At 37.2% G+C, this 14,856-nt stretch carries 8 protein-coding genes; 5 read left to right on the top strand and 3 right to left on the bottom strand.

Features of this window, described 5'->3' with window-relative positions; genetic code table 11:
* Window positions 1-316: 316 nt before the first annotated feature.
* Window positions 317-745, bottom strand: a complete 429-nt coding sequence (exbD, locus tag DK865_RS11515; protein ID WP_023580921.1) for a TonB system transport protein ExbD — start codon at window positions 743-745, stop codon at window positions 317-319.
* 6 nt (window positions 746-751) lie between these two features.
* Complete coding sequence (gene exbB / locus DK865_RS11510) at window positions 752-1,765, bottom strand: tonB-system energizer ExbB (protein ID WP_109391975.1); 1,014 nt, start codon at window positions 1,763-1,765, stop codon at window positions 752-754.
* A 328-nt stretch (window positions 1,766-2,093) separates the two neighbouring features.
* Between exbB and metC the strand changes: the two genes are divergently transcribed.
* Entirely contained in the window at window positions 2,094-3,284 is a 1,191-nt protein-coding gene (metC, locus tag DK865_RS11505) for a cystathionine beta-lyase (protein ID WP_023580923.1), read from the top strand.
* A gap of 125 nt (window positions 3,285-3,409) precedes the next feature.
* A complete protein-coding gene (locus DK865_RS11500) occupies window positions 3,410-4,078 on the top strand; it encodes a DedA family protein (RefSeq protein WP_023580924.1) in 669 nt (222 codons plus the stop codon).
* 162 nt (window positions 4,079-4,240) lie between these two features.
* On the opposite strand, the gene DK865_RS11495 is transcribed toward DK865_RS11500, so the two are convergent.
* Window positions 4,241-5,023, bottom strand: coding sequence for a class I SAM-dependent methyltransferase (locus DK865_RS11495; RefSeq protein ID WP_023580925.1), 783 nt, complete (start codon window positions 5,021-5,023; stop codon window positions 4,241-4,243).
* Between the two features lie 179 nt (window positions 5,024-5,202).
* On the opposite strand from DK865_RS11495, the gene DK865_RS11490 reads away from it, so the two are divergent.
* The 3 genes from DK865_RS11490 (at window position 5,203) to DK865_RS11480 (ending at window position 14,613) form a co-directional block, all read left to right on the top strand.
* Window positions 5,203-6,360: an iron-containing alcohol dehydrogenase gene (locus tag DK865_RS11490; protein ID WP_023580926.1), complete on the top strand. Its 1,158-nt coding sequence runs from the start codon at window positions 5,203-5,205 to the stop codon at window positions 6,358-6,360.
* Between the two features lie 28 nt (window positions 6,361-6,388).
* Window positions 6,389-7,222 (top strand): 2,5-didehydrogluconate reductase DkgA, encoded by an 834-nt coding sequence (dkgA, locus tag DK865_RS11485; RefSeq protein WP_023580927.1) that lies wholly within the window; start codon window positions 6,389-6,391, stop codon window positions 7,220-7,222.
* Window positions 7,223-7,500: 278 nt separating this feature from the next.
* Window positions 7,501-14,613, top strand: a complete 7,113-nt coding sequence (locus DK865_RS11480) for an Ig-like domain-containing protein (protein ID WP_109391974.1) — start codon at window positions 7,501-7,503, stop codon at window positions 14,611-14,613.
* The last annotated feature ends 243 nt before the right edge of the window (window positions 14,614-14,856 follow it).

The following is a 14,856-nucleotide window of genomic DNA, read 5'->3' as shown; positions in this document are numbered from 1 at the left end:
TATTAATGTGATGGGAGGTCAAATAATGATATCTACTTAGCATTAATTGATTCAGCCCACCATTACCCAATAAACTTAATTAATTATTTATTCTGTAACTTAATCTATCTATTATTAATATTATTTAATACTAAAGTTAAATTTTATTCTAACTCAATTTTATTAATAATACCGATAACCATTAAAAATGGTGAAAATATAAACCCTATTTCTTCTAGGCAATAAAAAAGCACTTTATTCATCATTTCACAACGATAAATAAAGTGCTTTTAAAATAGCGTAATAATACTTAGATAAATAGCTTATTTGCTAAATTTTAACCCCCCGTAGAGACGGTTTCCATTCCCACAAGCCCAACTTTGAGATAACCCGCTTTTCTTAGCGAATCCATTGCCGACATTAACGTTTCATAATCGACCGTTTTATCCGCTTGGAAAAAGATCGTTGTCTCTTTGTTTGCTTGTGTCAGGGTATCTAACACATTCGCCATCGTTTCATGTGTGACCATCTCTTCACCAATGAAAATTTGTTTATCCGACTTAATCGTTAAATAAACAGGCTTTTCAGGACGAGGCTGTGGTTTAGCACTTGAAGCGGGTAAATTTACTTTTATATCAACAGTAGCTAAAGGTGCCGCTACCATAAAGATAATGAGTAGAACCAACATGACATCAATAAAAGGCGTCACATTGATATCATGCAATTCATTATCATCACCTGAATCATCACCAAGACGCATTGCCATAATTCATTACCTTGCTTTGCTGTTTTCGATATCTAGATCACGGCTGACTAATGTCACCACACCTGTTGCGATATCACCAATTTCACCACGATAACCTGCGATCATACGAGCAAAAATGTTATAGATAATCACCGCTGGAATAGCCGCAATCAGACCAATCGCCGTTGCTAATAATGCTTCTGCAATACCCGGCGCAACAACCGCAAGATTTGTCGTCTGAGAATGTGCAATACCAATAAAGCTATTCATGATCCCCCAAACCGTACCGAAAAGACCGATAAAAGGAGAAATTGCACCAATTGTGGCTAAGTAACCATTTCCACGACCTAATTCACGAATTATTGCTGCAACGCGACGTTCCATACGCATTTCAACGCGCTCTTTAATGCCTGACGCCACTTTACTTTCTTGAGAGTAAGTACGCTCTAACTCTGCATCATTAAAGAAATCAGCGGTTGCGCTCTTATTACCAAATTTTTTGCTAATCGCTAACGCATCGTTAAGTGATTTAGCATCAACTAACTGAGCCGTCTCATTTCTTAAGCGACGACGCAGTGAGAGTAAGTAGCTTCCTTTCGCGAAAAATAGTGCCCAAGTAACAATAGAGGCTAACATTAAGCCAATCATGACACTTTTAACGACTAAGTCTGCATTACGGTACATACCCATCACAGATAAATCTTCCGCAAATCCACCACCAGCAACCATTTCAGGTTGTACTTCTGCTGGTGTATTTTCTGGCGCTGAGGTTGCATTTTCTGAGTTTTCAGCCGTTGTTACAGGTGTATTTTCACCTTCAGGCTTAGTAGTTTCAGAACCTACTGCTTTCGCGTCATTCCCCGTTGTAGCGGTCGCAGAAGAAGTCGCCGTTGTTGGTGTAGCAGTTCCCGGTGTAGAAGCTGTTGAAGAAACGGCAGCAGTAGTAGTTGGCTGTTCAGTTGGTGTGGCAGGAGTCGTATCCGCAAAAGCAGAGCCTGTCAAACCGATTGCCAATAGAATAGAAGCTGTCAAATTACGCATCAGTTGGCCTTTTACTCTCTTTTTTATCTATTTATTTATTCAGTAATGGCATCTTTACGCCACTACTTACCCAAAATCGTTCACTTACAATCATCCTGTTTGCCATCAGGAAAGAGAAAACGCTCAAATGATATCAAACATGAAGCATTTTGATAGTAATTATCATTACTATTTGGCTATTTTTTTTCATTTGTCGATTTTTAAGACAAATTATCGTTCTTTCACGTAACGTGAAATTTTATCAACTACCCTGCAAGCCTTTTGTACTTATCCAAAAAATGCATTAACTTGAGGTAAACACACCATCAATTAAAAGAAGGTATTAAGGATGACGCTAAAAAAACAAGAAACCTCACTCCTCCTTTCGGGTCGAGCTAAAAAATATTCCCAAGGCGCAGTAAATCCAATTATACAACGAACATCATCCGTTATTTTTGATTCCGTTGCACAAAAACGTGAAGCAACGAAAAAACGCGCGGAAGGTACGCTTTTTTATGGTCGTCGAGGTACAACCACCCATTTTGCCTTACAAGAAGCGTTAACTGAATTAGAGCAAGGCGCAGGCTGCGCACTGTTTCCTTCAGGTGCGGCTGCGATTACGCAATCTCTACTCGCCTTTATTGAGCAAGGTGCTCATATTCTTGTTACAGGCTCAGCTTACGATCCAACTCAAAATTTTTGTGATCAGATCTTACGTAAATTATCCGTCACAACGACTTATTTTGATCCTTTAATCGGCAAAGAGATCAGCCAATTACTCCGTCCTGAAACAAAAATCGTGTTTCTTGAGTCTCCAGGGTCAATCACGATGGAAATTCAAGATCTACAAGGCATTGTCAATTCAGTTCGCCAATATAACCCTGAAATCATTATTATGATTGATAACACTTGGGCAGCAGGATTACTGCTTAAACCCCTCACATTGGGTGCCGATATTTCAATCCAATCTGCCACAAAATATATTAATGGTCACTCAGATGGCATGCTAGGTTTTGCTGTGGCTAATGAACGTTGCTGGGAGCAGTTACGAGAAAACGCCTATTTATTAGGTCAATGTGTTGATCCTGATACGGCTTATATGACAGCAAGAGGATTAAGAACATTACCAGTCAGGATGAAACAACACGAACAAAGTGCATTAGAAGTCGCTCGCTGGTTAAAACAACATCCTTTAGTTGATCATGTCTATCACCCTGCATTAGCTTCTTGTCAGGGACATGAATTTTTTCAACGCGATTTCTCAGGTAGTAACGGATTATTCTCTTTTAGTTTAAAGAAAATCTTAACGCCTGAAGAATTTGCGCATTTCTTAGATAATTTCTCATTATTTAAGATGGCATTTTCATGGGGGGGATTTGAATCTTTAATTTTAGGTTATCAACCCAATGATATTAAAGCGATGCGACAATATGAAACTCAGCCAACATTTACAGGAACACTATTCCGCATTCATGTTGGATTAGAAAATGTAGATGACCTTATTGAAGATCTCGAGCAGGCTTTTTTACGTATTTCTTAATGAAGAATGAATTTTTTATTAAAAAAAATCTATCCCTGTGGTTCCACAGGGATTAAATCAAACTGTTCTCTTTATTTTGCGTTAGAATAGCGAACATAAAGTCCTTTTTTAATGCGAGTTCGCTAATGGGTACATTAAAAGAGATCATTCACGCACTACTGCAACACGATTATATGGTGTTAGCTAATCCAAATGTGCTGTGGGTTATCTATATTGTTCTTTTTGTTATTATTATGCTGGAAAACGGGGTATTGCCCGCAGCATTTTTACCAGGAGATACGCTACTTATTCTTTGTGGTGCTTTAATTGCAAAAGGTGTTTTACACTTTTTTCCAACTATCATTATATTAGGTACTGCCGCAAGTATTGGGAGTTGGCTCGGCTTTTTACAAGGCCGTTGGCTAAGTGATACAAAAGTGGTTAAACGTTGGATGGCTCAATTACCAGAGCAATATCACCATAAGGCAAATGATCTCTTCCATCGCCAAGGCTTATATGCGCTATTACTGGGTCGTTTTATTGGATTCGTGCGTACATTATTACCAACCTTGGCAGGTTTATCTGAATTAAAGCAACGTCGCTTTCAAATATTTAACTGGTTAAGTGGCTTCTTGTGGGTAGGGATTATTGTTTCTTTAGGCTATGTGCTAAACCTTATTCCATTTGTACAAAAACATGAAACACTTGTCATGAATATCTTGATGACATTGCCAGTATTGCTCTTAAGCGCAGGCTTAATTGGCTCGATCGTGATGTATATTCGCCATCGTAAAAATAGCACCAGTCATAAATAACCCAAAAAACGCCATTATTTTAATCATCATAATGGCGTTTTTTAATCATTAAATGCTTCAAACGTTCAGTTGTTCATTGTCTTATCTCCTACCTTATTAATACCTTAGTAAAAATCCGTTGATATTTATCACCGTCATCTCTTTGCCTTAATCTATTTATTATTAAAGCTTAATGGCTTTTGAAGCTAGAAACGTTGGAATATAACTATCAACTAAGAAACGAGCATGAGGAGCAAAATCTTCAACAAAGTCTTGTAATAAGAACCCCGCTTTTAGCTGCCCACCAATCAGGTCAGTTAAAGAATGACCAAATACTAGACCATCACCTCTTGCGATTTTTTCTTGTAGGATCTCCGAAGGTAGTGAATCTTGATCGCTATATGGTAATCGGTAAGTGGGTCGCATTAATCCTTGGGTTCGTAATTGTGGATCTCGATCATCAACAAACACCACTGGGTTATAAAAGCTTGCCATTAATACCCCACCTTTTTTTAATACACGGTAGCACTCTTGCCAAACAGGGTTTACATCCGGCACATACAAATTGGAAATGGGATGAAATACAATATCAAAACTTTCATCAGCAAATGCGGTTAAATCAGCCATATCACCTTGTACGGTGACCAAATCTAACTGATGCTTTTGTGCCAATTGATGGTCTTTACTTAATTGACCTTCTGATAAATCAAATACCGTCACAACCCCACCAGCAGCCGCTAAAATAGGAGCTTGTTGCCCACCCGCAGAGGCTAAGCAGAGTATTTTTTTACCTTTAATCTCTGATAACCACTCTTTTTTAACCGGATTAGGCGTTAAATGGACTTTCCAGTTTTCTTGTTTTGCAGCGATAATTTCTTCATCACTGACAGGTTTAGACCACTGATTTTCGATTGCGGCTTGTTTATCCCAATGTTCTTGGTTTAATGTTAAATAATGACTTTCCATATTACTCCTTATAAATTAACTACAATTTGAATTGTTGTAGTCATTAAGAAAAATAATTCATCTCTTATTTCTACAACCTTACAGTTATAGTTATGTCATGCTATTCGTCTAGATACAGTGTAAAACTTTTTCCTGATTAATTGTCATCCTGCATAACATCAAATTAAGGTGGAAACAAAATGCAAAACTTTACTTATTACTCCCCCACTCGCCTTCATTTTGGTCAAGGGCAAATAGAAAAATTACGTTCTGAAATCGGAAAAAATGAAAGAATTCTGCTGACTTATGGTGGTGGTAGTATTAAACGCAATGGCGTTTTAGATCAAATCTATACCGCACTGCCAGGCTACCAAATACATGAATTTGGCGGTATTGAGCCGAATCCTTCCTATGAAACACTAATGAAAGCCGTTTCTTATGCCAGATATCATGGTATTACGCATTTATTAGCAGTAGGGGGCGGTTCCGTTATTGATGGTACAAAATTTATTGCAGCCGCTATCCCTTATAAAGGTGAGCCTTGGGAAATCGTAACCAGTCGCGGTAAAGTGGTCGAAAAAGCCATGCCTTTAAGTTGCGTATTGACACTTCCCGCAACAGGAACAGAAACCAACAGTTTTTCCGTGATCAGTAAAAAACAGACAATGGATAAACAAAGCTTTACCTCTCCTCATGTTTATCCTCATTGCGCTATTTTAGATCCAACAACCACTTATTCTTTACCACCAAGACAAACAGCTAACGGTGTTGTTGACGCTTTTATTCATATATTAGAGCAATATCTCACTTATCCAGTGAATGCTCGTGTACAAGATGAGTATGCAGAAGGTCTTTTACGGATTTTGATTGATCAAGGACCAAAAGCGCTGACATCACCAGCAGACTATGATATCCGTGCTAATATAATGTGGGCAGCATCACAAGCGCTGAATGGTATCCTTGGTGTTGGTGTTCCTCAAGATTGGGCTACGCATGCATTAGGTCACGAACTCACGGCATTACACGGGCTTGATCATGCACAAACTCTCGCCATCGTTTTACCTGCCTTATTAAATGAAAAACGGCAGGCTAAATATGAGAAGTTAATCCAATATGCACAAAAAGTTTGGGGTATAAACCAAGGTTCCGACGCTTTTAAAATTGAAACTGCGATTAATGAAACTCGAAAATTCTTTGAATTAATGGGACTTAGAACTCGACTGGCTGATTTCAAAATCACCGAAGAAGATATTCCAGCTTTAGTGCGAAAATTGGAAGAGCATGGACAAATTGCACTGGGTGAGCATCAAGATATCACATTAGAAGTCAGTCAACGTATTTATACTGCGGCACTCTAAGTACTTTTATGCGACTTTGGAGACAAAAATGGATAAACCTAAACTGATCAAATTATCTGATGGAAATGCCATCCCACAACTAGGGTTGGGTGTTTGGCAAGCAGATAATCATCAAGTTGTTAAAGCTATTCATCACGCACTAGATACAGGCTATCGCCTTTTTGATACTGCGGCAATTTATCATAATGAAGAAGGTGTGGGTAAAGCGCTAAAACAGATCACGGTTCCTCGTGATGAACTCTTTATCACCACAAAATTATGGAACAACGATCAAACTCATGCCCGTGGTGCGGTATTAGAAAGTCTCCAGCGTTTGCAACTTGATTATATTGATCTCTATTTAATGCATTGGCCAGTCCCTTCACGAGAGCTTTATGTTGAAGCTTGGAAGCAAATGATTATTCTGCAAAAAGAAGGATTAGTAAAAAGCATTGGTGTCTGTAATTTTAAAGAAGAACATCTAGAACGCATCATCACAGAAACGGGTGTAACGCCGGTTATCAATCAGATTGAAATTCACCCTTTAATGCAACAAGCACCATTAAGAGCATGGAACACAACGCATAATATTGTCACCGAATCTTGGAGCCCATTAGCCCAAGGTGGTGAAGGTGTCTTTGAACAGCCAGTTATTCAAAAACTCGCTGAAAAATACCATAAAACCCCTGCTCAAATTGTTTTACGTTGGCATTTAGATAGCGGGTTAGTGGTTATTCCAAAATCAGTTACACCTTCTCGTATTGAAGAGAACTTCCATATTTTTGATTTCAAACTTGAGAAAGAGGAAGTCGCTGCGATCACAATACTTGATCAGAAAAAACGCTTAGGGCCTGATCCTGATATTTTCGTCGATATCTCGTAGTAGAAATAACTGATTAATGTGTGATTGTTAATTGATGTCAAAAGCCAGTATAAACTTTTATACTGGCTTTTTTTAATCATATGATATTTCTTAAAAAGAGTCTTATTCTCTTTCAACGCTAGTTGAGTATTTATTTTTTCCTCTCTTTTATTTTTATACTTTTAATCTCTATTTTTTTAGATATCTAAAAACTAATGAATTCAAGTTCAGTTTTTGATATCGAAAACCTATATAAATAAGAGAATCTCATCATTATTTATTTGCGATGAGCTTTTAAAATGACAATATCAAAATATGGGCTAACACCACAGCTATCTGCGATAGCTAAAAAAGTAGCATGGGTAAATATCTTTATTCAGTTTGCTTTTCCTATCTCTGCAACAATACCTTCTAATGTATTTGCTAAAGAGAATATACAGGAAAATCAATTTATTAATAAACCAATCAATAGAGATCACTATCAAGTTCAAAAAGATGATACGCCTGAGTCAATAGCTAAAAAATTCAATATCAAGTTATCAAAATTAATTGAAGATAATCCAGATTATGTCTCTTTAGTAGGAAAATTAAAAATTAAAGAAGGAATTATCCTTAATATTCCTAAAGCAGTTTCTCATCATGGTAAATGGTTAAACGCTAATGAAAAAGATTTACCTGAAATATCTACTGATGGAGAGGAATTAGCACAGTTAGTCGTAAATAACGCATCTTTATTAAATAAAGATACCGATGCGACACAGTATGCAATTAGCCAACTTACCAACAAAGCCAACGCGGAAATAGAACAATGGTTAAGCCAATTTGGTCATGCAAGAGTTTCTCTTTCAACTGATAAAAACTTCACATTAGAGAGCAGTTCCGCGGATCTATTAGTTCCATTATATGATCAAGAGAAAAATTTAGTTTTTTCACAAACCAGCTATCATCGCAAAGACTCGCGTAGTCAGTTTAATCAAGGCATTGGCTACCGCTATTTTGCTGATCGCTTTATGCTCGGTGTTAACGCTTTTTATGATTATGATTTAAGTCGCTACCACAGTCGATTTGGCATTGGTGCCGAAATCTGGCGAGATTATTTTAAACTGAGTGCAAACCACTATCATCGACTATCAAACTGGCGTACTTCTGATGATGTAATGGATTATAACGAACGTCCTGCAAATGGTTGGGACATACGCACTGAAGGTTATTTACCGAATTATCCTCAATTAGGCGCAAAACTCACTTTTGAACAATATTATGGTGATGAAGTCGGTCTATTTGGTAAAGATAACCGCCAAAAAAATCCTCACGCCTATACCGCAGGATTAACTTATACCCCCGTACCATTAATTACCTTTGGTGCAGAGCGTCGATTTGGCTTACATGATAACAGTGATAGCAAATTAGATATCAGCGTACAATATCGCTTAGGTGAATCACTCTTATCACAATTAAATCCTGATAATGTTCGTGCCATGCGCTTAATGTCAGGTAGTCGTTATGATTTTGTCGATAGAAATAATGACATCGTCTTAGAATATAAAAAGAAAACGTTAGTCTTTCTTTCTATCGCCCCTTCTATTATGGGCTATGCCAAAGAGGAGAAAGATTTAGCGGTTCAAGTTCGCGCTAAATATCCTGTAAAACAGATTGAATGGTCAGCCAGTGCATTGATAGCCAATGGCGGTAAAATTAATCACAATGGTGCGTTTAATTATTCCGTTACGCTTCCTAACCATATTTCTGGTGCTAACCAAAAAAACAGTTATCTCATTAGTGCTGTTGCCATCGATGAAAAAGGTAATCGTTCTGATCCGGTTCAGAGTGAAATTATTGTCGATCAATCCGCCATTAATACAACCAATAGCCAATTTACACCGACTCAATCTCAATTACCGGCTGATGGACATTCTACGCAAACATTAACCTTATCTGTATTAGATAACGATAATCTGCCTGTTGATATAAACCTGCAAGAGTTGTCATTAGAAACACAATTAGGTCGCCAAGCAAGTAATAGCAAAGTTTCGCCATTTACACGTATTGATACAGGTAAATATCAAGCGACAGTCACCGCAGGTAGTGTCACTGAGAAACTGATTTTAACGCCTAAATTCCGCGATAATACCTTTAACCAAGCAGAAATTAATTTTATTGCCGATACTATTACTGCGCATATAGCCAAAGGCGATTTAACGGTGATTAAAGATAATGCATTTGCTGATGGTAAAAGTGAAAATAAAATCAAAATTATTGTTACAGATTTAAATAACAACCCAATTGCCAATTATCCAATAACACTTTCTGCTGATAATGGCGCAAAAATTATCGCGGCAAGTCGTACATCATTGATGGGTGATGTGATTATTCCTATTACAAACACCCATACGGGAATGACCCATATCACAGTGACCGTAAAAGATATTGATTATGCGATTAATGTTAACTTTATTGCGGATGAACAAAGTGCTTATATCCCTCGTTCTTATTTAACTATTACGCCCAATATCTCATTAGCTGATAATATTTCAGAAAAAATCATTAACCTTACTGTTATTGATAAAAACAAGAATCCAGTTCCAAATACCAAAGTCATTTTACGTGTAGATAATCAAGCCCAAATTAAAGATGCCGAGGTAATGACCGATAAAGACGGTAAAGCCAGTACCACCATGGTCAGTAAAATCGCTGGCGATGTAACAGTCAAAGCCGAAGTTACTACCAGTCATAAAGTGACTGAAGCAACATCTACTTTTATCAGCGATATTTCTGATGGCAAGATTATTTCCGTCACTCCATCAGCGCCTCCTTATATTGCTGATGGCAAAACAGAGGTCACCTTTACTGCTGAAGTAAAAGATAATTTTGGCAATCCACTCCCTAATGCCAATATTCTTTGGTCAACCGATCGTGACAAAAATATCGCTCATATCACCGCGGTTTCAGTCACCGATAAACAAGGGATAACCCATGCTAAATTAACCAGCACACAAGCATTACCCGTTACAGTAACTGCCACCACAAATAACAACTCTTTATCAGCAGCACCCATTACGTTTATTGCCGATAATCAGCAAGGGTTAATTAAATCATTATCTGTCGATAAAACACAAATTGTCGCCGATGCTCAAGAAAAAGCATTATTAACCGCAACTGTTGAAGATAAATTTGGTAATAAACTTCCTAATGTCGCAATAGCGTGGCAAACCAGTAATGGATCAACACTTGATAAACAGCAAACCACAACGGATGCTCAAGGCAAAACTACAGATCAAATTAGTGCGAATAAAGCAGGCTTAATCACCGTTACTGCTAAATTAGCGAATGGTGAGCAAGCTCAAGCAACATTCATGGCAATTGCTGATCCAAATAGTGCCGTTATTACATTAAAGACACTGAATAATAAAACCAGTGCAATAGCTGATAATAGTGATGCCGTTACTGTGGTTGCGGTGATCACGGATGCCAATAACAATCCATTAGCTCAACACCCTGTTTTCTGGCAATCCACACACAACACATTAAGTAAAGCATTAACCAATACCAATGATAAAGGTGAAACCCAAGTTGATATAAAGGGGACTCAAGCCATTTTAACGACGGTAACGGCGAACTTACTGAATAAACAACAAGCTTCAAAAGATATTACTTTCACTCCTGCTCAAGCTAGCGCTCAACAAAGCCGCCTAACGCTCGATCCACAATCTATTATTGCTGATGGAAAAACATTCTCGGTTGCGACCATTTCATTGAACGATAAGTTTGGTAACCCTGTACCTAAGCAAGACAAAAAAATAGCCTTAACGGGTGATAACTCAACCATTACATTTAGTGCAATAAAAGAAATTTCACCGGGTGTTTACCAAGCGAATATCAGTGGTCAAAAAGAAGGGATGAGCACTATTTCTGCCACATATCAGGGAATATCGCTTACTCAACCTTTAGGTTTTATCGCTGATAAACAAAATGCAAGGCTCCAATCCGTTACCGTTGTTCCACCGAATACGGCAATAGCCAACGGTAATGACAAAGTGACTGTTCGTGCAACAATCACGGATACTCAAGGTAATACCGGCATGGAAGGTATCAATGTGGGCTGGATAACCACTTTAGGTACGTTATCACCCATCAGTAAAACTGACAGTAAAGGTATTGCAGAAATCACGCTATCAAGTACGCAAGCGGGTACGGCTCAAGTGACAGCAATGCTCGATAGTACACAGTTTCAAAATGCCGATAACACTATCACCTTTACACCCGATGTTATCTCAGCGGATCACTCTACGTTAGCTCTTTCACCCACTACAATTACGGCCGGTGATGGAACACATAGTTATGATAAATCAGAGATTATTATTACTTTAAAGGATAAACAAGATAACTTATTAACTGGATTAAAGGATGAAATTAACGCGAAATACTCTGTTAATCTCAATCTGACAACAAGCGCATTTAAAGAAGTAAAAGATGGCGTCTACCAAGCAACGATTTATGCAACAAAAGCAGGTAATACTACGGTTAGCGCACAGGTAAAAGGCGTTACTTTAACCCCAAATGCTTCCCTTACCGTTATTGCCGATAACTTAAGTGCTAAAGTTGATCACTTTGATATCAGTGATACAGCACCTAAAGCGGGCGACACCATCACGTATACCGCTCATTTAATTGATAATTATAACAATCCAGTGAGTAGTGGTGTACCTGTTACTTGGACATCAGATAATGTCAGTGTGTTATCTAACGCCTTAACATTTACTGATGATAAAGGAGCAACGCAAACTCAATTAACCCGAGATCCTGCTGGCTTAGCAAAAGTGAATGCCGTTTTAAAATCAGGATCTTATCCAGCAAAAGACGTTAATTTTGTCGCAAGTGATGTGGATGAAAACAACTCTGAATTAACGCTGTTACCTGCAACCATTATTGCCAACGGTCAAGATAAAGCGATCCTTACCTTATTAATCAAAGATAAAGGCGGAAATATTCTTCCTGATCAAACCGTTAAAGGAACTTCTAATAATTCGACGATTATATTTGGTACAGCTAAACAAGTTTCACCCGCTAAATATGAAATAGAAGTAACAGGTAAAAAAGCAGGTACTGCCGATATTAGTGTTAGCGTTAATGGCACTCAATTTACCAAACATAAAACATTGCAACTTAATGCTGATAGTTCAACATGGAAAATAAAAGATGCCAGTGTCAGTAACACCACAATAATTGCGGGTGATACTAACGGAGTCACTTATCAGGCAAGCGTAGTTGATGCTAATGACAATATTTTACCTAATGTTATTGTGTCGTGGAAATTGCGTGGATTAGCAGATGACTATGACTTTAGTACCTACACAGATGCTCAAGGTATTGCTAAAACAAAAGTCACTAGCCATGTTGCCGGTATACTGCAAATGAGTGCCTATCTGGACTTAAATAACCATAAATCAATTGATGATGTCACCGTACAACCAGCCGCTATTGATGCCGATAAATCGACCTTAAGCAGTAACCGCCAATCTATCGGAGGCGATAACCAAGATAAAGCGACACTGACGGTAAAATTAGTCGATAAATACGATAATGCGATAACAGGTAAAAAAGTAACACTTTCAGCAACAACAAAAGTCACTTATTCAAAAGATCCATTAGCAGATATCGGTAAAGGAGAATATCAAACGGATGTAACATCAAACATTCAAGGTGATGTCACCTTTACCGCAAAAGCGGAAAGTACCTCGTTAACAAATACATTAACGATTAATGTGACAGCACCAAAACCGATTATTGTGTTTGATAAAAAACTACAGCAGGAGGTTTACTCATCAACCCCAGTTCAAGCACTGGGTTATACCGGATTACCTTCAAACTTGAAAGCAATGTGGTCAAGTTCGGAGCCTACTGTCGCTACAATTGATGCTTTCACAGGGGAAATTACCCTATTAAAAGCAGGTCAATCATTGATTACCTTGCAAACAACGGGTGATGATCACTTCTTACCTGCAGAAAATAGTTATCCGCTACTTGTTGAAAAAGCCGATCCCGGATTATCAGTAAAAAATCCACAAATAAATTCAACGTGGGAAGATGGAATTACACAACAAATTAGCGCAACGTTTAGCAACCCTGACAGTGTAAAAAACCCACCATCACTGCAATTTAGTAGCACTAATAAAGCTATATTAACCGTTGATAATCAAGGGAGTATAACAGCAGTAAAACCGGGTGATACCACCATTAATGTGACGTCGGATGCAACGGATCAATTTAAAGTAGCAACAACTACAGTAAATTATCATCAAGAAAAAGGGGTACTTAATTATACCTTTAAAAATAAGATAGTCTTTTTATCCGATAGTGATACTGATAATGGTCCAATACCAGCTCAAGAGACAGAAGCTCCTGTTCCTAGCCAAGCACAGGCAACATGGAGTAGTGATGATCCCAAATCTGTCACTGTTACACCAGAGGGTATGATTACTTATTTAAGTTATGGTAATGCTTACTTAACACTTGAAGTAAAAAATAATGCTTATTATCAAGATTATAGTAACCGTTATGAAGTTAGTGTAAACAAAACACCTAAGATTAAAATTGACCAAATTGAATTTACGTCAATGAATACTAAAGAAATTGAAACAAATCTTAATAATATGAATTGGCATCCCCTATATGTAACAGATAATAGTTTTACCGTTAAGTGGAGTCCAGTAGGTGATTTACCGCATGCCATTGATTTTGTATTAACAGATAATAATGGAAATCAAATAGACATACTGCAAAGACAGAGCTACAACAATAATGGGGGAAAAAATGGTATAGATGTTCCTGTCATATTTTATGATATCCCTCAAAAATACTTAACTAATAATAAATTAATATTAGAAGTTAAGGTTTTTGATAATGCTAATAAATCAGCTTCAAAATTTTATACTATTAATACTTCAGAAGTAGATGTAAACAATGCAATGAATTTAATGACTATTAGACCGAATTCAATATATATTGATACTGATGACGGCAATATAACATATGATCATTGTCAAGATGCTGTTGAAACGAGAACAACACATTTATTTATACAAGTCGAGGTGTTACGTAAAAATAAAGATATCGCGTTACTTTACCCTATAGATATAAAGGCACAAATTAGAAATGTTATACTTGACAATAATCCAACAATATCGGGTAACATTCGTCAAAATGTCGATTATCCAAGAACTCAGCAGTTTTATCAAAATGTAGATCAGGATATTAAGTTTTATGAAACATCTGCGCAATACGCTATTAATGAGCAATGTAGAATCAATGATTCTGGTCATGGTGAGTTAATCACTATTTTTAATATTAACGGAAAATCGACCCAGAAGAAAAAAGACTTTATTTGGAGTGGTCGCGCTAACATTACAAAATAAAGTTATCATTGACCATATAATAAATACCCACTCAATCTTTAATATTGAGTGGGTATTTTATTTATATTTAATTATTTATATTTAATTATTTAAATTTAAATTGCTTTATATTTTTTCTGATAACTCACATTTATCATCATCACCAATAATGCACAAAAAGCAATTATTGGTGTCAAGTAAGATACTAATAAGTTTAGTTGCTATAGATAAGTTGCTGTTTTTTCAACGCTAATCCTATCAAGA

It is taken from the genome of Proteus cibi (genome assembly GCF_003144405.1).
Classification (GTDB): Bacteria; Pseudomonadota; Gammaproteobacteria; order Enterobacterales; family Enterobacteriaceae; genus Proteus; species Proteus cibi.
This window is presented reverse-complemented; position numbering and strand designations above follow the sequence as displayed.

Coding starts and splice junctions, on each gene's coding strand:
- DK865_RS11500 (WP_023580924.1), top strand. CDS start 3,410: ATGGGTACATTAAAAGAGATCATTCACGCACTACTGCAACACGATTAT.
- DK865_RS11480 (WP_109391974.1), top strand. CDS start 7,501: ATGACAATATCAAAATATGGGCTAACACCACAGCTATCTGCGATAGCT.
- dkgA (WP_023580927.1), top strand. CDS start 6,389: ATGGATAAACCTAAACTGATCAAATTATCTGATGGAAATGCCATCCCA.
- exbB (WP_109391975.1), bottom strand. CDS start 1,765: ATGCGTAATTTGACAGCTTCTATTCTATTGGCAATCGGTTTGACAGGC.
- exbD (WP_023580921.1), bottom strand. CDS start 745: ATGGCAATGCGTCTTGGTGATGATTCAGGTGATGATAATGAATTGCAT.
- DK865_RS11495 (WP_023580925.1), bottom strand. CDS start 5,023: ATGGAAAGTCATTATTTAACATTAAACCAAGAACATTGGGATAAACAA.
- DK865_RS11490 (WP_023580926.1), top strand. CDS start 5,203: ATGCAAAACTTTACTTATTACTCCCCCACTCGCCTTCATTTTGGTCAA.
- metC (WP_023580923.1), top strand. CDS start 2,094: ATGACGCTAAAAAAACAAGAAACCTCACTCCTCCTTTCGGGTCGAGCT.